Annotated in this window: 19 protein-coding genes; 13 read left to right on the top strand and 6 right to left on the bottom strand. The window is 58.2% G+C overall.

Going from position 1 to position 19,159, the window contains the following annotated elements; genetic code table 11:
* The first annotated feature begins 14 nt into the window (after positions 1 to 14).
* Together ACR0AU_RS09395 and ACR0AU_RS09390 are read left to right on the top strand one after the other, a co-directional pair.
* Positions 15 to 2,228 carry a response regulator gene (locus ACR0AU_RS09395; protein WP_480795601.1) on the top strand — a complete coding sequence of 738 codons (2,214 nt, stop codon included), beginning with the start codon at positions 15 to 17 and terminating at the stop codon, positions 2,226 to 2,228.
* Between the two features lie 9 nt (positions 2,229 to 2,237).
* On the top strand, positions 2,238 to 2,699 hold the full coding sequence (locus ACR0AU_RS09390) for a VOC family protein (protein WP_170733948.1): 462 nt from the start codon (positions 2,238 to 2,240) through the stop codon (positions 2,697 to 2,699).
* Here ACR0AU_RS09390 and yaaA read toward each other — a convergent pair.
* The 3 genes from yaaA to ACR0AU_RS09375 all read right to left on the bottom strand — a co-directional run bounded on the left by yaaA (position 2,690) and on the right by ACR0AU_RS09375 (position 5,899).
* On the bottom strand, positions 2,690 to 3,460 hold the full coding sequence (gene yaaA, locus ACR0AU_RS09385; RefSeq protein ID WP_170426033.1) for a peroxide stress protein YaaA: 771 nt from the start codon (positions 3,458 to 3,460) through the stop codon (positions 2,690 to 2,692). The two genes, ACR0AU_RS09390 and yaaA, sit on opposite strands and share 10 nt — an antisense overlap.
* A gap of 33 nt (positions 3,461 to 3,493) precedes the next feature.
* Positions 3,494 to 5,533, bottom strand: a complete 2,040-nt coding sequence (gene recQ, locus ACR0AU_RS09380; protein ID WP_480561901.1) for a DNA helicase RecQ — start codon at positions 5,531 to 5,533, stop codon at positions 3,494 to 3,496.
* A 78-nt stretch (positions 5,534 to 5,611) separates the two neighbouring features.
* Positions 5,612 to 5,899 (bottom strand): YggT family protein, encoded by a 288-nt coding sequence (locus ACR0AU_RS09375; protein WP_170394943.1) that lies wholly within the window; start codon positions 5,897 to 5,899, stop codon positions 5,612 to 5,614.
* Positions 5,900 to 6,032: 133 nt separating this feature from the next.
* Between ACR0AU_RS09375 and ACR0AU_RS09370 the strand changes: the two genes are divergently transcribed.
* The 10 genes from ACR0AU_RS09370 (at position 6,033) to smpB (ending at position 14,182) form a co-directional block, all read left to right on the top strand.
* On the top strand, positions 6,033 to 7,400 hold the full coding sequence (locus ACR0AU_RS09370; protein ID WP_170733946.1) for an MFS transporter: 1,368 nt from the start codon (positions 6,033 to 6,035) through the stop codon (positions 7,398 to 7,400).
* Positions 7,397 to 8,260 (top strand): penicillin-insensitive murein endopeptidase, encoded by an 864-nt coding sequence (gene mepA, locus ACR0AU_RS09365; RefSeq protein ID WP_480795600.1) that lies wholly within the window; start codon positions 7,397 to 7,399, stop codon positions 8,258 to 8,260. The genes ACR0AU_RS09370 and mepA overlap by 4 nt, the downstream gene beginning before the upstream one ends.
* On the top strand, positions 8,233 to 9,117 hold the full coding sequence (locus tag ACR0AU_RS09360) for an esterase-like activity of phytase family protein (RefSeq protein ID WP_480795599.1): 885 nt from the start codon (positions 8,233 to 8,235) through the stop codon (positions 9,115 to 9,117). Before mepA ends, ACR0AU_RS09360 begins: the two co-directional genes overlap by 28 nt.
* 91 nt (positions 9,118 to 9,208) lie before the next feature.
* Positions 9,209 to 9,856 carry a queuosine precursor transporter gene (locus tag ACR0AU_RS09355; RefSeq protein WP_480795598.1) on the top strand — a complete coding sequence of 216 codons (648 nt, stop codon included), beginning with the start codon at positions 9,209 to 9,211 and terminating at the stop codon, positions 9,854 to 9,856.
* A 263-nt stretch (positions 9,857 to 10,119) separates the two neighbouring features.
* Entirely contained in the window at positions 10,120 to 10,539 is a 420-nt protein-coding gene (gene arfB / locus ACR0AU_RS09350; protein ID WP_170394928.1) for an alternative ribosome rescue aminoacyl-tRNA hydrolase ArfB, read from the top strand.
* 60 nt (positions 10,540 to 10,599) lie between these two features.
* Complete coding sequence (locus tag ACR0AU_RS09345) at positions 10,600 to 11,346, top strand: SDR family oxidoreductase (protein ID WP_170733942.1); 747 nt, start codon at positions 10,600 to 10,602, stop codon at positions 11,344 to 11,346.
* An 82-nt stretch (positions 11,347 to 11,428) separates the two neighbouring features.
* Positions 11,429 to 12,442 (top strand): P1 family peptidase, encoded by a 1,014-nt coding sequence (locus ACR0AU_RS09340; RefSeq protein ID WP_170733941.1) that lies wholly within the window; start codon positions 11,429 to 11,431, stop codon positions 12,440 to 12,442.
* Positions 12,443 to 12,554: 112 nt separating this feature from the next.
* The gene (locus ACR0AU_RS09335; RefSeq protein ID WP_170394920.1) at positions 12,555 to 12,968 is read left to right on the top strand and encodes a c-type cytochrome; all 414 of its coding nucleotides are present in this window, start codon (positions 12,555 to 12,557) and stop codon (positions 12,966 to 12,968) included.
* 144 nt (positions 12,969 to 13,112) lie between these two features.
* Positions 13,113 to 13,655 (top strand): isopentenyl-diphosphate Delta-isomerase, encoded by a 543-nt coding sequence (idi, locus tag ACR0AU_RS09330; protein ID WP_170394917.1) that lies wholly within the window; start codon positions 13,113 to 13,115, stop codon positions 13,653 to 13,655.
* Between the two features lie 44 nt (positions 13,656 to 13,699).
* The gene (smpB, locus tag ACR0AU_RS09325) at positions 13,700 to 14,182 is read left to right on the top strand and encodes an SsrA-binding protein SmpB (RefSeq protein WP_170394914.1); all 483 of its coding nucleotides are present in this window, start codon (positions 13,700 to 13,702) and stop codon (positions 14,180 to 14,182) included.
* Here the strand turns inward: smpB and glpK are convergent.
* The 3 genes from glpK to panB form a co-directional block, all read right to left on the bottom strand.
* Complete coding sequence (gene glpK / locus ACR0AU_RS09320) at positions 14,179 to 15,657, bottom strand: glycerol kinase GlpK (RefSeq protein ID WP_170514141.1); 1,479 nt, start codon at positions 15,655 to 15,657, stop codon at positions 14,179 to 14,181. The genes smpB and glpK overlap by 4 nt on opposite strands.
* Before the next feature lie 70 nt (positions 15,658 to 15,727).
* Entirely contained in the window at positions 15,728 to 16,579 is an 852-nt protein-coding gene (panC, locus tag ACR0AU_RS09315; protein ID WP_170514138.1) for a pantoate--beta-alanine ligase, read from the bottom strand.
* Entirely contained in the window at positions 16,576 to 17,415 is an 840-nt protein-coding gene (gene panB / locus ACR0AU_RS09310) for a 3-methyl-2-oxobutanoate hydroxymethyltransferase (RefSeq protein ID WP_170733940.1), read from the bottom strand. The genes panC and panB overlap by 4 nt, the downstream gene beginning before the upstream one ends.
* A gap of 171 nt (positions 17,416 to 17,586) precedes the next feature.
* On the opposite strand from panB, the gene ACR0AU_RS09305 reads away from it, so the two are divergent.
* Positions 17,587 to 19,074, top strand: a complete 1,488-nt coding sequence (locus tag ACR0AU_RS09305; RefSeq protein WP_170408558.1) for an ABC transporter substrate-binding protein — start codon at positions 17,587 to 17,589, stop codon at positions 19,072 to 19,074.
* The last annotated feature ends 85 nt before the right edge of the window (positions 19,075 to 19,159 follow it).

The following is a 19,159-nucleotide window of genomic DNA, read 5'->3' as shown; positions in this document are numbered from 1 at the left end:
CGGGAAAACTTTACATGAGTCTTGCTGAGAAACTGGCGCAGGAACGGCGCGCACGACTGGCGGCCGAGCGGTTGTTGCATCTGAAACAGGCCGAGTTGTCTGCTGCCAACCGCAAATTGGGACGTCATGCTATCGCATTGACACGTCAGATCGATGAGACTCAGGCCGAGGTTGCGACGGTTCGCGATGAAAACGAAAAGGTCAAATCCGATCTGACCGTAGCCAATGCCAAGATCGAAGTGGCTGAACGCCGCCTGTGGCATTCGATCCAGACCATCCCTGACGGGTTTGCTTTTTTCGACGGCAACAACACACTGATCGGTGCCAACGCCGCTTACCTAAGCGTTTTCGATGGGCTGGAAGAGGTCGCGCCGGGGATCAGCTACACGCGTATTCTCGAAATTCTGACCCATGAAGGTATCGTGGACATCGGCGCGGAGAATATCGCGGACTGGCAGGCGCGTATGCTTGCACGCTGGGCGCAACCGCACCCCGAACCCGAGGTGATCCAGTTGTGGAACGGCCAGTATATCCGGCTGATTGATCAGCGGGGCCACGGCGGTGACGTGCTGAGCCTGGCGTTGAACATCACAGCCTCGGTCCGGCATGAGGCCGAGCTAAACGCTGCACGTGAACGGGCCGAGGCCGCAAACCGCGCCAAATCCGCCTTTCTGGCCAATATGAGCCATGAGATTCGCACGCCGATGAACGGGATCGTCGGTATGACCGAACTGCTGACCGAAACCCCGATGAACGAAGAACAAAGGCTCTATGTAAGCACAATTCGCAATTCGGGCGAGGCTTTGCTGGTCATCATCAACGATGTTCTCGACTATTCCAAGATCGAGGCCGACAAGTTGACGCTGCACCCCGAACAGTTCGATTTGGAGCGCTGTATCCTTGAGGTTGCGATGCTGTTGCAACCCAGCGTACGCGACAAGGGCCTGACCTTGCTGGTGGACTATGACCTGTTCCTGCCGACGCTTTTTGTGGGTGATCCGGGGCGGATTCGGCAGATTCTGACCAACCTTGTCGGCAATGCAGTGAAGTTTACCGCGCAGGGCCATGTCCTTATCCGGGTGACCGGTGTTCCTGACGCGACAACTGAAACCTGCGACATCCACGTGGCCATCGAGGATACGGGTATCGGAATCAAAGCCGACAAGGTCCCGCACATCTTTGGTGAATTCAATCAGGTTGAGGATGCTCAGAACCGCCAATTCGAAGGCACGGGTTTGGGGCTGGCAATCACCAAGCGGCTGATCTCGATGATGGGCGGTGCCGTCTGGGTCGAAAGTGACGCGGGCAAAGGATCTTGCTTTGGTTTTCGTATCACGCTGCCCACGGCCGAAGGTCCGCAGCCCGTTCCGCCCGATCTGGCGGGGCAGTTGGGCCAGGTTCTGGTGGTCGAGGATATGGCCGTCAACCGCGCCATTTTGACCAAGCAACTGAGCCGCCTTGGGTCTCAGGCGCTCACCTGTTCAACAGGGGCTGAAGCGCTTTCTGCAATGGACAAAACTATTGATCTGGTGCTGTGCGATCACGATCTGCCGGACATGGACGGTCTGGAACTCGCCACAACACTGCGCGACAAAGGATGGGGTGATCTGCCAATTGTGGTGATGTCGGCCAATCCGGGTGTGATTCATGCCGACCCGGCCCATCGCATGATTGACGGCGTGTTGCAAAAGCCCATTCCTCGCGCCGAGCTGTATTCACGGCTGATGGCGCTGGGTGCTCCTGTATTCAAGTCGGATCGCAGTGACGACTGCGTCGCTGATCCCGAGACTCATGCGCAAGTTCCGCAGAATCAGAGGCTGATGCGGGTTCTGGCAGCCGAGGACAATCGAACCAATCAACTGATCCTTCAAAAGATGACCAAAGATCTGAATATCGATTTGAGATTCGTCTCCAATGGGTTGGAGGCGATCGAAACCTTCGCCAGTTTCGACCCGGACCTGATTTTCATGGATATCTCGATGCCCAAGATGGATGGGAAAGAGGCGACGGGTGAAATCCGGCGGCGCGAGATCGGAACGGATCGACATGTTCCCATAGTGGCCCTGACGGCCTATGCCATGACAGGGGATGATCAGGGCATACTGGCAGCCGGGCTTGATCATTACATGACCAAACCGTTGCACAAGAAACTGATCCACAAGATGATACTGGAACATCGTCCAGCCGATGCCCAATTGGTCGGTGCAGAAGGTGAAAGTACGGAATAGGATCGATTTATGTCAGATGAGCGCGGTTTTCGCCCCCGGGGATTGGGTGAGATTGCAATTCGCTGCGCCGATATGGCGGCAATGGTGTATTTCTATGAGAAGGTGATCGGGTTGCAGCGATTGCAAGGCGACCATAACAGCGCCATCACCTTTTTTCGGATTGCCGAAGGGTTTGGTGGACATACACAGGTGCTGGCCCTGTTTCACCAATCTGTTGGCTCTGAGCGTGGATCGGGCCAGACTGGCGCGGCAGTGCCAGTAACAGGGGGCGCCTCGGCCCTGCACCATATCGCGCTGTCGCTGCCCTTTGTCGAACAGGATGCTGTCATGCGCTGGTACGACCAGATCGACCAGCCTTATCGGGTCGAGCATTTCGGCTGGATCGGCTGGCGCGGTATCTTCACCCAAGACCCCGAAGGGAACACCGTTGAGCTTGTAGCCTACGACCCTTCACTGCTCGATCAGGCCTGATAGGGGCGAACAAACACAGGTTTGTAGTCGTCAGACAGATCTGCCCTGTATTCATAACCACCGCTGTCGAAATCCAACAGGCCAATGGGATCGGTCAGGCGGTGCTGGATGATGTAGCGTGCCATCGCACCGCGCGCTTTCTTGGCGAAGAAGCTGACGATCTTGGGGGTGCCGCCCTTGTCCTCCATGAAGACCGGGGTCACAACGGGCAGCTTCAGTGCCTTCAGGTCGACCGCGCCGAAGTATTCCTGACTGGCGCAGTTCACCAGAACCTTGCTGTCAGTTTCTGCGGCCTGCGCGTTCAGCACCTTGCTTAGCTGATCGCGCCAATATTCGTACAGGTTTTTCCCGCGTCTGGTTTTCAGTTTACTACCCATCTCAAGCCGGTAGGCCTGTATGGCATCCAGCGGGCGCAATACGCCATAAAGCCCGGACAGAATGCGCAGGTGATCCTGTGCCCAGGCCATTTCGTCGGCATCCAGCGATGCGGCTTCAAGCCCTTGATAGGTATCGCCCGCAAAAGCCAGTGCGGCAGGGCGCGTCGTCTCCGCATCGGGCGCGTCCGAGAACATACGATACCGGTCGCGGTTCAGGCGAGCCAGATCATCGCTCAGATCCATCAATTTTTTCAGATCGCCCAATGTCAGATTGCGTGCGGTCTTCGACAAGCGGATCGCGTCATCCTGAAAATCGGGTTGTGTCACTTCGACGTTTCGTTCAGCCCAATCCAGCCGCTTGGCCGGGGAAATCACTACCAGCATATCCGCCCTCGTTTCTCGCCTGCTCAGGCGTATCTAGCCCGCCTGTTGCAGCACGTCCAGAAACGCCGCGCCAAACCTTTCGTGACGACGGTCACCCAGAACCTGCTCCATCGCTCGTGGATCATCCGGGTGCAGTTGTGCCACTTTCGCCAATTGCGAGGCCGTGCAGCTTAGCGGTTTGTCGATCCCGTCGGGGCCACGCGACAATTGTGATTGAACCTCAAGCAACTGATCGTAAATGTCGCCCTGATTGCGGCCGGCAAGCTTGCGCCGCGCCGGGTGCAATTCTTCTACCGCGCCGGTCAGCACCTCAAGGAAAGTGGATCCATAGCGCTCCAGTTTCTTTGACCCGATACCGCTGATCCGCGCCATGTCATCCAGATTTGCAGGTCGGGTTTCTGCCATCTCGATTAGGGTGCGATCAGGAAAAATGACATAAGCCGGGACCCGAGCGGCCTCGGCCAGTGCGCGCCGCTTGGCCTTGAGCGCCGAGAGCAGCGGCGCGTCTTCCTCGGACACCATCGATTTGACAGCGGGTCGTCGGGTGGCTTTGCGGATGGTATCCTTGCGCAGATCGATCTGCGCCTCACCTTTCAGGATGGGTTTGGCGGTTTCTGTCATACGCAGCGCGCCGTGGCGTTCAGGGTCGGGGCGCACCAAATCATGGCCCATCATCTGCCGGAAGATCGCTTGCCATTGTGGGCGCGACCAGTCCTTGCCGATGCCGTAGGTGGACAGATTGTCGTGTCGCCGTGCGCGAATTTTATCGGTCTCGTTGGCAAGCAGAATGTCGATCAGATGACCTGCGCCGAACCATTCCTCGGTGCGTAGAATGGCGGACAGAGCCATGCGGACGGGCGTTGTGCCGTCGAAGACTTCAGGCGGGTTGTCGCAGAGATCGCACTTGCCGCAGGGTTCAGTCTGTTCCCCAAAATACCCCAGCAAGCTCTGGCGGCGGCATTTCAGTGCTTCGGCCAATCCCAGCAGCGCGTTAAGACGCGCATGATCCGCCATGCGCCGTTCAGGTGGGGCCAGCCCTTCGTCGATCTGTGAGCGTCGTAGTCGGATATCGTCAGGCCCGAACAAGGTCAGGGTCTCGGCTGGTCCACCATCGCGCCCGGCGCGACCGATTTCTTGATAATAGGCCTCGATCGATTTCGGCAAATCCGCATGGGCGACCCAGCGGATGTCCGGCTTGTCGATACCCATGCCAAAGGCGACCGTAGCGACGACAATCAGCCCGTCCTCGCGCGCAAACCGAGCTTCCACGATGCGGCGATCCTCGGCCTCCATCCCGCCGTGATAGTGGCAGGCCGTGTGACCTTCGGCGCGCAGGGCTTGCGCCAGCACCTCGGTCTTGTTGCGGGTCCCGCAATAGACGATGCCGGATTGGGTTTTGCGCGCGGCAGCGAAATCGAGGATCTGTTTGCGCGGTCCATCCTTGGCGGCAAAAGCCAGATGGATATTGGGCCTGTCGAACCCCCGCAGGAACTTGCGCGGCTCAACACCGTCGAACAGTTTTTCGACGATCTCGTCCTGCGTTTCCGCATCCGCTGTCGCGGTGAACGCGGCGAGGGGCACATTCAAAGCGCGCCGCAGCTCTCCGATCCGCAGATAATCAGGGCGGAAATCGTGGCCCCATTGGCTGACACAATGGGCCTCATCCACCGCGATCAGATTGACGTTAATCCTGCGCAGCATCCCCAGCGCCGACCCGGCGGCCAGACGCTCGGGCGCCATATACAGAAGCTTGAGCCGCCCAGCCTCTAATGCGTCCCATACCGCATCAGTTTCTTCGGGGGTGTTGCCCGAGGTGAGCGCGCCCGCCTCGACACCGGCTTCCTGCAGCCCACGCACCTGATCGCGCATCAAGGCGATCAGCGGAGAGATCACAACAGTCACGCCGTCTCGCAGCAACGCAGGTAACTGAAAACATAAGGACTTGCCCCCACCAGTGGGCATGATCGCCAGCACGTTTTCACCTGCGGTCACGGCGTCGACGATCTCTTCCTGACCGGGGCGGAAGTCGTCGAATCCGAAAACGTCTCGCAACAAGGGTGCGGAGTCGAACATGCGACGGAGGGTCCTGTTTTATGGTTTATCTGCTCTTAAGACAGGACCATCACATACTAAGATTCGGTGAACAAGAGGTCAGTAGAAATAGACCGCGTTGTTGATCAGAATGATCCGCAACGCATAGACCCCGATCAGCACCACCAGAGGGGTCAGATCCAGACCGCCCATGGCGGGTAGAATGCGGCGAATGGGGCCGTAGATCGGCTCTAACAAACGGTTCAGTCCGTACCAGATTTGCGCCACCAGTTGCTGGTGCAGGTTCAGCACCTGGAAGTTGATCAGCCAGCTCATGATCACATGGGCAAGGATGATGAACCAGACAATGTCCAGGATCAGCAGAAGGATTTGGATCAGCGACAGCATGGGCACTCCGTTCGTCAATTGTCCTGAGACCTAAGCGTCACAGCCGCAAAGAGCAAGTGCGCCCCAACAGAACGCTTGCGAATTGACCCAAAGCCCCGTCTTATGATCGCAACAATAATAATATGGGGCAGAGATGGCGGAGATTTCCAAGCGTAAGCGCATCTGGGGCTGGTGGTTTTTCGACTGGGCCAGCCAGCCGTTCCATACATTGCTGGTGACCTTTGTCTTTGGCCCCTATTTCGCCGGGGTGGCGGCTCAATACTATGCGAATACCGGATTAGACACCGATGCTGCGGCGGCGCAGGCGCAGACCGTCTGGGCGAATTGCCTGACCATAACTGGGCTGATCATCGCGTTCGGAGCGCCCCTGTTGGGCGCGATGGCGGATGTTTCGGGTCGGCGCATCCCGTGGATTCTCGGGTTTTCGGTGATGTACGCGGTGGGGTCTGCCGCGTTGTGGTATACGATGCCCGATGGCTCGAACATGTGGTTGATGCTATCGGCTTTTGGTCTGGGCTTTGTGGGCGCAGAATATGCACTGATCTTCATCAACTCTCAGCTGCCCGATCTGGGTGACGATAGAGAAGTGGGCGAGATTTCAGGTTCGGGCTTCGCCTTCGGCTATTTCGGAGGCCTGCTGTCGCTGGCCATCATGCTGGCGCTGTTTGTTGAACAGCCCAACGGCAAGACCTTGATTGGTGTGGATCCGTTGTTCGGGCTGGATGCGGCAACGCGTGAAGGGACGCGGTTTGTCGGCCCCTTCACCGCTGGATGGTTCGTGTTGTTCATGGTGCCGTATTTCCTGTGGGTTCGGGATGATCCTGAGACCAACAAACAGGGTAGCGTGGGTGAGGCGCTGCGCTTGCTGGGCAAGTCCGTGGCGGCTTTGCGTCACCGGGTCAGTCTGGCGACCTATCTGGGGTCGTCGATGTTCTATCGCGACGCGTTGAACGGGCTATACAGTTTCGGAGGCGTCTACGCGCGGTTGGTGCTTGAATGGGACCTGATAAAAATCGGCGTATTTGGAATCGTCAGCGTTCTGGCCTCGGCCATCTTTGCGTGGATCGGGGGCAAGATGGATCGCAAGTACGGCCCTAAACCGGTGATATTGGTTGCGATTTGGGTTCTGATCTTTGTCTGCGTAACGGTTGTGTCGATGGATCGAACACAGATCTACGGAATTTCATTACCCGTAGGCTCGGGCCTGCCGGACATGGCGTTCTTCGGGTGCGGAGTTCTGATCGGCGGCATGGGAGGTATTCTGCAATCCGCCAGCCGTTCAATGATGGTACGCCATACTGATCCCGCCACCCCGGTCGAGAGTTTTGGGCTGTACGGGCTTTCGGGTCGGGCGACCGCCTTTGCAGCGCCGCTATTGATCGGAATAGCAACAGCAGCAACCGGTAGTGCAAGACTGGGGGTGTCACCGATCATTCTGTTGTTTATTCTGGGCCTAGTCCTGATGCGCTGGGTGAAACCGGAAGGGGATCAGAGCAGATGATTTTACTACGTTTTTTGGCCGTTCTGGCCGCAATAGAACTGGCAGGCACGGCCACGGCACAGCCCTTGGCCAAACAGTTATTCGGAGCCCAGAAGGTTGGGTCGCAGCAAAAATCTGCCGCATTCGGCAGTTATTCGCGCGGGTGCGCCGCCGGGTCGGTGCAACTCCCTGAAACCGGGCCAACTTGGCAAGCCATGCGCCTGTCGCGCAATCGCAATTGGGGGCATCCTCAGGCGATCGACTATGTGCAGGATCTCAGCCGGTTTGCCGCGAAACAACCGGGGTGGAATGGTCTCTATATCGGGGATATCAGCCAACCGCGGGGGGGGCCGATGACCTCGGGCCATCGTTCGCATCAGTTGGGTTTGGATATCGATATCTGGATGCTGCCGGGCGATAACATGCGCCTAAGCCGCAAAGCACGCGAGAATATCTCGTCTATATCCTTGCGCCGCGCGAACGGCGCGTATGTAAACGGCAACTGGACCAAGCAGCACCATGCGGTATTGCGCGAAGCCGCTAAGGACAAGCGCGTTGCCCGGATCTTCGTATTCCCGGGTGCAAAGGTGCAGATGTGCAATAACGAGAAGGGCAACAAAGCATATCTGCGCAAGATCCGGCCATGGTGGGGACATCACTATCATTTCCACGTGCGGTTGAAATGCCCGAAAGGATCGAAAGGCTGTGTAAATCAGGACCCGCCACCCAAGGGTGATGGTTGCGCCGAGGCGCAGCAATGGGTGCGCAATATTCTGAACCCACCGCCACCTGATCCAAATGCGCCAGCACCGAAAAAGCGTCGTGAGTTTCGCCTGGCTGATCTACCCCAGCAATGTACCGCCGTTCTGCAATCCAACTGATCACGGCGCTTCTGCTGGCAGGGACTGTTCAGGCGATGGAGCTTAAGCAGGCTTCGCTGCTGGACAGCTATGTCTGGCGCGACAACGCCAACTGGTTCGGTGGATTTTCGGCGATTCATATCTCCGAAAACGGGCGGAACATGGTCGCTATCAGTGACCGGTCAACACTGATCACCGCGCGGATTGAACGAGATCAAGATACGATCAGAAACATCCAAATCCTTGACCAGTGGCCGATTCTGTCCAGCAAAGGCCGTATCTTGAAGGGGAGGGCAGGGGATTCCGAAGGGCTCGCCGTTGCTGCAGATGGCAGCGTTTACGTCTCGTTCGAAGGCGTTCACCGAGTCGTGCATTACACTGCCCCCGACGCCAATGGACGGGTTCTGCCGCGCCCGCGAGAGTTCCTGAATATGGACCTCAACGGCTCATTTGAAGCGCTGGCGATAGATGGTCGCGGGCGGTTGTATACGCTGACCGAAAAGACCCGCACTGTTCGAGGCGATATACCGGTCTATCGCTGGGATGGCGCACGCTGGTCAGCGCCTTTTGTGTTGCCGCCCCGTGGAAAGTTCCTACCGGTTGCAGCGGATTTCGGGCCCGACGGGAGGCTCTATGTGTTAGAGCGTGCGGTGGCTTTCATCGGCTTCCGCTCACGCCTGCGACGCTGGGTGATCTCTGGCGACGTGCCCAAGGCCGAAGAAACGCTGTTTGAAACCGCTACCGGGGCCCATGACAATCTGGAGGGTCTTTCGGTCTGGCGCGATCAGAACGGGCGGTTGCGCGCAACCATGGTTTCGGACGACAATTTTCGTTCCTTGCAACGTACCGAGTTGGTGGAATACTTGCTGCCTGATTGACAGGCCGCATACAAAGGTCTAAACGCACGGCCTGCCTCGGGATGAGCCTGGGGCCAAGTCGCCGCTACCTTGTCAAAACGGGCATCTGAAAATGCAACGCTCTTATATTCCCGGCATCCTTGCCATGGCCTCGATCGTCGTGGCCTCAAACATCCTGGTCCAGTTCCTGATCCTTGATGGCCTATTGACCTGGGGTGCCTTCACCTATCCGTTGGCCTTTCTGGTCACCGACATCATGAACCGCGTCTATGGCGTGGGTCCGGCCCGCAAGGTCGTATTCGCCGGTTTTGTCACCGGTATCATTTGCTCGCTGATCGGCAGCCAGATCATGCTGCAGGGTGACGGGTTTATCTATGCAGCCGTACCGCTGCGCATTGCTGTGGCTTCGGGCACCGCCTTCCTGATTGCGCAATTGACCGACGTCACTGTGTTCAACTCACTGCGTGGTGGCCGCTGGTGGCGCGCGCCGCTGGTGTCGACACTGGTTGGCTCGGCGCTGGACACCGCGATCTTCTTTACCCTGGCGTTCTCGGCCTCGGTTACCGTCTTTGGTGCCAATGCAGATGCAGCGATCAACTGGGCGTGGGAGCCTGTGCCCTTCATGCTGTCCGGCTCGATGGCCCCACTCTGGGTAACGCTGGCCTTCGCCGACTGGCTGGTGAAACTGTCGCTGGCGCTAATCGCCCTGATTCCGTTCAAGGTGATTGTTGCCCGTTTGACCGCCGCGCAGCCTGCATAAAAAAGTGCTTTGAGATTGGCGCATCTTGTGTCAGGCTCAAAGTTAACCGCAACAGATAGAAAAGGAGGTGATCCAGTGTCGAGAAAGAGATTGGAGAGAGGTGTTGGAACAACCGGGGGGATCGCCTGTTAAGGCAGCCCTTGGCGGAGCGCTCGCTCCGGCTGGTCGATTGATCTAACCGACCCAACCTCCTGAGCTTTCGAAGGGCCGTCCCGCCGGGGCGGCCCTTTTTGTTTTCAACTGCGCCCTGTAAGGTCCGATCCATGTTGCGCATCACCGACGATATCGCCCTGCAAGACTGGGAAATGACCGAAAGCTTCGTGCGGTCCTCTGGTCCGGGTGGGCAGAACGTCAACAAGGTCTCCACCGCCGTTGAGCTGCGGTTCGAGGCCGCGCGCTCACCTTCCTTGCCTGATCCGGTCAAGACACGTCTGAAACGGCTGGCCGGACGTCGCTGGACCAAGGACGGCGCCATCATCATTCAATGTGAAGAAACACGCTCTCAGGCCCGCAACCGCGACATCGCGCGCGCCCGGTTGGCTGAACTGATCACGCGGGCTTTGGTCAATCCCAAGCGCAGGATCGCGACCAAACCCACTTATGGTTCGGTCAAGCGAAGGCTTGCTGCTAAGAAAGCCCGCGCGGATGTCAAAGCCCTGCGAGGCAAAGTGTCCGAAGATTGATCTGGCAGTTTCGCTGCACGTTGCTACTCTGCCGGTGCAAGACGCAGGGGAGGTAAAGCCATGAGGCTTGAGGGAAAAACCGCCATCGTAACCGGCGGCGCATCCGGGTTCGGCGCTGGGATTGCGCAAAAATTCCTGACCGAAGGCGCCCGCGTGATGATCGCAGATATCAATGGCGAAGCGGCTTCCGACATGGCGTCTGCGGTCGGCACGAATGCCATCGCACAGCACGTTGACGTCTCGGATGCGGCATCGGTTCAGGCAATGGCAAATGCGGTGTCGGAAGAATTCGGAAAGCTTGATATTCTGGTGAATAATGCGGGCGTGACGCACCTGCCGGCCCCACTTGAGGACGTCGATGACGATGAATTCGACCGCGTCTTCGCCGTGAACATGAAATCCGTTTACCTGACCGCGCGCGCCTTTGTTCCGCAGATGAAGACACGTGGCGCGGGGGCGATCCTGAACGTGGCCTCAACAGCAGGCCTGTCGCCGCGGCCCAATCTGAACTGGTACAACGCCTCCAAAGGCTGGATGATCACCGCGACCAAGACGATGGCCGTCGAACTTGCCCCCTCGGGCCTGCGCGTCAACGCGATCTGCCCGGTGGCGGGTGAAACCCCGCTGCTGAAATCCTTCATGGGTGAAGACACCCCGGAAATCCGCGCCAAATTCCTGTCGACGATCCCGCTTGGTCGCTTCTCAACCCCCGAAGATATGGCAAACGCCGCCTGTTTCCTCTGCTCGGACGAGGCCAGCATGATCACCGGCACAGCCCTGGAAGTGGACGGAGGCCGATGCATCTGATCCGCCCTTCATCTGGCCATAAATATCTCCGCCGGAGGCAGCGCGCGCCAGCGCGATTTCCGGCCCAGTGTGCGAGACGAAAATGAACCCCGGACCCAGAAACCTGATCACTGATGTCGCTGGCCTCAAGGTTGGCAATGCGCACGATGATACGCTTAAATCAGGCACAACTGTCCTGACGGCGGACAACCCGTTCACAGCTTCGGTTCATGTGATGGGCGGCGCCCCCGGCACGCGTGAGACCGACCTTCTGGCGGTCGACAAAACTGTTGATCGGGTCGACGCGATTGCTTTGTCCGGCGGCTCGGCCTTTGGACTGGATGCGTGCTCGGGCGTTTCAGACGCATTGCGCGCTCAGGGGCGCGGATTTCAGGTCGGTTCGGCCGTCGTGCCCATCGTGCCGGGCGCGATTCTGTTCGATCTACTCAATGGTGGAGATAAGAACTGGACCGAAAATCCTTATCGCGATCTAGGGAAGTCTGCGTATCTGACCGCCTCACCAGAATTTGAACTGGGCTCGGTGGGGGCTGGTACCGGCGCATTGGCCGCGATGCACAAGGGTGGCTTAGGCTCGGCTTCGTTAAAGCTTGAGGGTGGCGTAACCGTCGGCGCGCTGGTTGCGGCCAATCCGCTTGGCAGCGTAACCACACCGGGTGATCGGCATTTTTGGGCTGCGCCGTTTGAGATCGATGACGAGTTCGGTGGATTGGGGCCAGATCCGACCTCGGGCCTCGGTTCTTCTCTTGTCAGCCGTAAGGCGCAGATGATGCATTCTGCTCCGCCAGATCGCGCAAACACCACGATTGCTATAGTTGCAACTGATGCAGCGCTGACCAAACCGCAATGCCAGCGTCTGGCGGTAGCAGCCCATGACGGCATCGCCCGCGCCATCGTGCCTGCGCACACGCCTGGCGATGGGGATCTGGTATTCGGTCTCAGCACCTGCGCGCGCACGGTTGGCCCCGAGGCGATGGCGATGATCGGCCATGCGGCCTCGATCTGTCTTGCGCGCGCGATTGCACGGGCTATCTATCTGGCTTCCCCCCGCGCTGGCGACCTGCTGCCCTGCTGGTCGCAGTTACATGACTTCGGTTAAGTACGACACCGATCGCCTGTGACACAGTGCCGTCGCGCGGCAATCTGCGCGTTGACTCTCTGCTGTGCCAGCGATCCATTCGGTGCAGCCAATTCATATCGGAGCAAAAGCTATGAATCGTATCCTTGCCACCGCAATTGCCGGTCTGCTGGCCCTTCCTGTCTATGCAGAAGGTGATGCCGAAGCGGGTAAGAAGACCTTCAATAAATGTAAATCCTGTCACATGATTGCTGACCCTGCGGGTGAAGTTATCGTTAAGGGCGGTAAGACGGGTCCGAACCTGTACGGAATCGCAGGCCGCACCGCCGGCACTGAAGAAGGCTTCAGATACGGCGATAGCATCGTGGCCGCGGGCGAAAATGGTCTGGTCTGGGATGAAGAGACTTTCGTGGCCTACGCCCAAGACCCCAAAGCATTCTTGAAAGACTATTTGGGGGAAACCTCGGCCAAGTCGAAAATGACCTTCAAGCTGAAGAAGGGCGCCGAAGACGTTTACGCCTATATCGTGAGCGTTTCGGGAGAGTAACTCCGCCAACAGGTTTACAGACGAACTTCGAAATGCCGCAGCCCCTGCGGCCTTTCGTGCGATTGATTGACATTGTAATCAGCGCCACTTTGGGGAAAACCGGTAAGGCCATGTGCACCGGAGATCGCCAACAGGAGACGACAGATGGGAATCTTGATCCCGGCTTGGGTTGAGGGCGAACTGACACCCGTCGACAAGCTGGAGGCGCATGAAAAGGGGCTGCGACACAAGGCTGTGTCCGTGTTTGCCGTGCGCGGGACCGAGATATTGCTGCAACGCCGGGCGATGGGCAAATACCACACGCCGGGTCTATGGGCGAATACCTGTTGTACGCATCCGGATTGGGACGAAAGCGCTTCGCATTGTGCCGTCCGGCGCCTGCGCGAAGAATTGGGCATCACCGGACTTTACCCCGAATACCGGCATCGATTGGAGTATCACGCCGATGTCGGCAACGGAATGGTCGAGAACGAGGTGGTCGATGTCTTTCTGGCCCATGTGCGTGGGGCCCTAAAAATCGAGCCTAACCCGGAAGAAGTGATGGATATCCGCTGGGTCGATTACCACGATCTGCTGGCCGAGGTGAAACGGCATCCCGACCGTTTTACCCCGTGGCTCAAGATTTATCTGCACAATCACGCTGACACGATATTTGGACCTGACCTGATAATCTCGGCCAATTCGTAACCCTGCCTTGCAAGGCGGACGCAAGCGGCCTAAATCAACGCGTCATGGCCAAGCAGAAGCAGAATACTGACCCGAATTACAAAGTGATCGCCGAAAACCGGCGTGCGCGCTTCGATTATGCGATCGAAGACGATCTCGAATGCGGTATTGTCCTGGAAGGGTCCGAGGTCAAATCCCTGCGTGCCGGTGGGTCGAACATTGCTGAAAGCTATGCGTCCGTCGATGATGGAGAGCTATGGCTGATCAACAGCTATATCGCGCCCTATGAGCAGGCCAAGGTCTTCAAACATGAAGAACGCCGCCGCCGTAAACTGCTGGTGTCACGCAAGGAACTGTCGAACCTGTGGAACGCGACCCAACGCAAAGGCATGACGCTGGTGCCGCTGGTACTTTACTTTAATCACAAGGGTCGGGCGAAGCTGAAGATCGGCATCGCCAAAGGTAAAAAGCTGCACGACAAGCGCGAAACGCAGGCCAAGCGCGACTGGTCACGGCAGAAACAGCGCTTGATGAAGGACCACAGTTAGAACGCCATGGCCGCCTGAACCGCGCGTTGCCAGCGTGCATAGGCCGCGTCTCGGTCAGCTACGGGTTTTGCAGGCTCAAACCGCCGATCCAGATCCCAGGTTTCGGCGAATCCGGCCTGATCCGGGTAGACACCCGCTTTCATGCCCGCCAGCCATGCGGCACCAAGCGCGGTGGTTTCCTGCATCACCGGGCGGTCGACCGGGGCGCCCAGAATGTCGGAAAGCCCCTGCATGGCCCAGTCCGAGGCGCTCATTCCGCCGTCGACGCGCAGGATCACGTCAGTCTCTGCGCCCCAATCGCCCTGCATGGCGTGCCACAGGTCGCGGGTCTGGAACGCGATGCTTTCCAGCGTGGCGCGCGTGATTTCGGCGCGGCCTGAATTGCGAGTCAGGCCAAAGATTGCGCCCCGGCAATCGGGTTTCCAATAAGGCGCGCCCAGCCCAGTAAAGGCAGGGACGAGAACAACGTGCTGGTTTGGATCAGCTTTGGCGGCCAGTTCACCGCTTTGCGGTGCGGTTTCGATGATTTGCAACGCATCGCGCAGCCATTGCACCGCCGCACCGGCAATGAAAATCGAGCCTTCAAGCGCATAGGTTTTCTGCCCGTCCAACTGATAGGCAATTGTCGTTAGCAGCCGGTTTTTCGATTCAACTGGCTGCGTACCGGTGTTGAGTAGTGCGAAACAGCCCGTGCCATAGGTGGATTTCATCATGCCCGGCTGGAAACAGGCCTGTCCGATGGTGGCAGCTTGCTGATCCCCCGCCACGCCGAGAATTGGAATATTACCGTTAAACAGGGAGGTCGATCCGAAGTCTGCGGCGCAATCGCGCACGTCGGGCAACAAAGCTTGGGGGATGTCCAGCAAGTCGCAGATCTCGGTACTCCATTCCCCTTTGTGAATATCGAATAGCAATGTGCGGGCCGCATTGGTGGCGTCGGTGGCGTGCACGCGCCCTTCTGTCAGTCGCCAGATCAGGAAGGTATCGATTGTGCCGAACAGCAGCTCTCCGGCGGCAGCACGGTCGCGTGCGCCGGGGACGGTATCAAGCAACCATTTGACCTTGGTGCCTGAAAAATAAGGATCTAGCAGCAGACCGGTCTGGGCAGTTACGTCATCCTCGCATCCCGCTTTGCGAAGACGCTCGCAAATCTCAGCGGTGCGACGGTCCTGCCAGACGATTGCGTTGTGAATGGGGGCCCCGGTGGCGCGATCCCAGATGACAGTGGTTTCGCGTTGGTTGGTAATCCCGATGCCAGCGATCTGTGCCGCGGATACACCTGTCCTTTGCATCACTTCACGGCAAACCGTCAGAACGCTGTCCCATATCTCCTCGGCATCATGCTCAACCCAGCCTTCCTGTGGGAAATGCTGTGTAAACTCGTGCTGCGCAGTGCCGACGCGCTGCATTTGCGCGTCGAACAGGATTGCACGAGACGATGTGGTGCCCTGATCGATTGCCAGTATATAGGTCATTCCTGCGCCCCTCCCGCTTTGGTTTTGCAGGACTTTAGCGCAAACACAACCAAACGTACCAGAGGGGAAATCAGACCGGAGACACCGGTAGATTGTCGATCAGCCGCACGCCGTCGACCAAGGCTGCCGCAAACAGTCGTGCGGGTCGTTTGGCATGGGTCATAGGCTCCAGCGTTTCAGCGCAGCGTAGTTGCAGATACTCCACTTCGTTGAAGCCGGCGGCCAAAAGATCGGCCTGTGCCTGAGAAGCCAAAGCTTCGAATTCTTCGCCGTTTTCCAGCGCCTGAACAACTGCACGCATGATACGATGTTTTTCGGCTGCGATGGCCAGACCATCCTCGGATAGCCTTTGATTGCGCGAAGACATTGCGAGGCCCGAAGGTTCACGCACCGTGGGGCAACCAATCACCTCGATAGGGATATCGAGGTCGCGGGCCATCCGGCGGACGATCATAAGCTGCTGATAGTCTTTTTCCCCGAAATAGGCTCGATCCGCTTGCGTTTGCAGGAACAGCTTGGCGACAACGGTTGCCACACCATCGAAATGACCCGGGCGGAATTCTCCCTCCATCGCGTCGGTCAGACCCGAGACCGAGACTGTGGTGGCGAAGCCATCTGGGTAAATCTCATCCGGGTCGGGCACGTATATCGCATCGACGTTGTAAGGCGCGAGCTTTTTCGCGTCTTCTTGTTCGGTGCGCGGATAGTTGGCGAGGTCTTCGGGGTTGTTGAACTGCTTGGGGTTTACAAAGATCGTCACGATAACCCGGTCGCAAGCCGTCTTCGCGGCTTCGGCCAGCGACAGATGCCCCTGGTGCAGCGCACCCATGGTGGGGACAACTCCGATCACCTCACCATTCAGATGCCAATCACGAGTCAGCGCACGCAAGTCTGCCAGTCGACGCAGAATAGGCGCGGTCATGACTTGGGTCCTTTGTCGGGTACGGCATCGGCAAAGACATGTTCGTCTGCCGGGAAGCTTCGCGCACGAACCTCGGCTGCGTATTCAGCAATGGCGGCTTCGGCCAGCGGGCCAAGATCAGCATAGCGTTTGACGAATTTCGGTTTGAAGGCGGTGAAAAAGCCAAGCATATCGTCCACCACCAGAATTTGCCCGTCGCACCCGGCCGAGGCACCAATGCCGATTGTGGGGATCGCAATCTCAGCGGTAATCCGGTTGGCCAAACCCTGCGGAACTTTCTCTAACACGACCGAAAACGCGCCTGCTTCGGCGACGGCCCGGGCGTCGGCCAATACGGCATCGGCCTGTTCGTCGCGCCCTTGTACCTTATAGCCACCCAAAGTGTTTATCGACTGCGGTGTCAGGCCAATGTGTGCCATCACCGGGATCCCGCGTTTGACCAGAAACCGGATGGTTTCAGCCATCTCGACGCCACCTTCCAGCTTAACCGCCCCAGCTCCTGTTTCCGACATCAGCCGGGCTGCGTTGCGGAATGCCTGAGCCGGGTCATGCTCGTAGCTGGCGAAAGGCATGTCGATCACCATCATTGCCTTGTCCAGACCACGGGCAACGGCCTGACCGTGCATGATCATCATCTCCATCGTCACACCAAGAGTCGACGTCAACCCGTGCAACACCATGCCGACGCTGTCACCGACCAGAACGAAGTCACAATGCGCATCCATCAACTGCGCCATCGGTGTTGTGTAGGCGGTCAACGAGACCAGAGGATCAGTACCTTTCCGGGCGCGGATATCCTCGGCGTTCGGGGCTTTCTTGCGGGCGGTGGCGCTCATGCTCGCTCCTCGCAGGGTTCATGTTGCAGCGCGGCATAGCAGATGCGGCAGGCGCAAAGAAACCCCGGTTGCGCCAACAATTCCTTGATTGACCTCGGGTTTGCGAGGACATTGGTCGCAGATCGGCCCGAAAAAAGCAGGGCTAGCCAATTTCAGTGGGGAGAGATTTTCATGACAAAGCAGCGCTTTCGCTCGTTCGCGTCGGCCCTGGTCCTTGGCGCGGGCCTGTTTGCCACGCAGGCCATGGCCAAATCTGACATCACCATCGCCATGCAGCTTGAGCCACCGCATCTGGACCCGACCAGCGCTGCGGCGCAGGCTATCGATTCGGTTGTCTACACCAATATCTTCGAAGGCCTGACCCGGTTCATGGGGGATGGCTCGGTGGTGCCGGGGCTGGCCGAAAGCTGGGAAATCTCGGATGACGGTACCGTTTACACATTCAAGCTGCGCGACGGTGTGACATTTCACGATGGCACAACGATGGATGCCGAGGACGTCAAGTTTACCCTTGATCGCGCCACGGCAGAAGACAGCGCCAATGCGCAGAAGGCTTTGTTTGCGGGCATTAAAAGTGTCGAGGTAGTGGACCCCCTGACCGTTCAGGTGACGTTGAATGAGCCGAACGGGAACTTCCTTTTCAATCTCGCCTGGGGTGACGCGGTGATCGTTGCGCCCGAAAGCATCGAGAATATCAAGACCAATCCGGTTGGCACGGGGGCCTTCACCTTCTCTGACTGGCTGCAGGGTGACAGCATCATCCTGAATCGCAACCCCGACTATTGGGGCGAACAGCCCGCGTTAGAGACCGCAACGTTTAAGTTTATCTCGGATCCGACCGCCGCCTTTGCCGCTATGATGGCCGAGGATGTAGACGTGTTCGACAACTTCCCCGCACCCGAGAATCTGCCGCAATTCGAGGCTGATCCGCGCTTTCAGGTTCTTGTCGGCTCGACCGAGGGGGAAACCATTCTGTCGACCAACAACAAACAAGCCCCGTTTGATGACATATTGGTCCGACAGGCATTGGCCCACGCGATTGACAGGCAGGCCATCATTGATGGGGCTATGTTCGGCTATGGCACACCCATCGGTACGCATTTTGCTCCGCATAACCCGGCTTACGTCGATCTGACCGGCAATTCGGCCTATGACCCGGAAAAAGCCAAGGCGCTGCTGGCCGAGGCCGGGTATCCCGATGGGTTCGAGACCACGCTGCACTTGCCGCCGCCTTCCTACGCCCGACGCGGGGGTGAAATCATCGCTGCGCAACTGGCCGATATTGGCATCACCGCCGAGATCATCAATGTGGAATGGGCGCAGTGGCTGGAAAGCGTGTTCAAGGGCAAGGAGTTTGGCCTGACCATCGTCAGCCATACCGAGCCGATGGATATCGGTATTTATGCACGGCCCGACTATTACTTCCAATATGACAGCACCGACTTTCAGGCATTGATGGACACGCTGAATTCGACCACGGACCCTGATGAGCGCACACGTTTGCTGGGTGAGGCACAGCGCTTGATTTCGACCGATTACGTCAACGGGTACCTGTTTCAACTTGCCAAACTTGGCGTGGCCAAGGCCGGTGTTGAGGGGCTATGGGAAAATGCACCCACGGCAGCGATCGATCTGACCGGGATCAGTTGGTCCGAATAGAAGAGCAGAGTTGGACCGGGGCGATGGCCAGCGCCCCGGCGCGAACTGTTGCACCATGAAACCCACAAGGATTCTGGTTTGGCGG

It is taken from the genome of Ruegeria sp. CG1 (assembly GCF_056537265.1).
The sequence above is the reverse complement of the archived record's forward strand: the minus strand, read 5'-3'. Positions and strand labels throughout refer to the sequence as shown.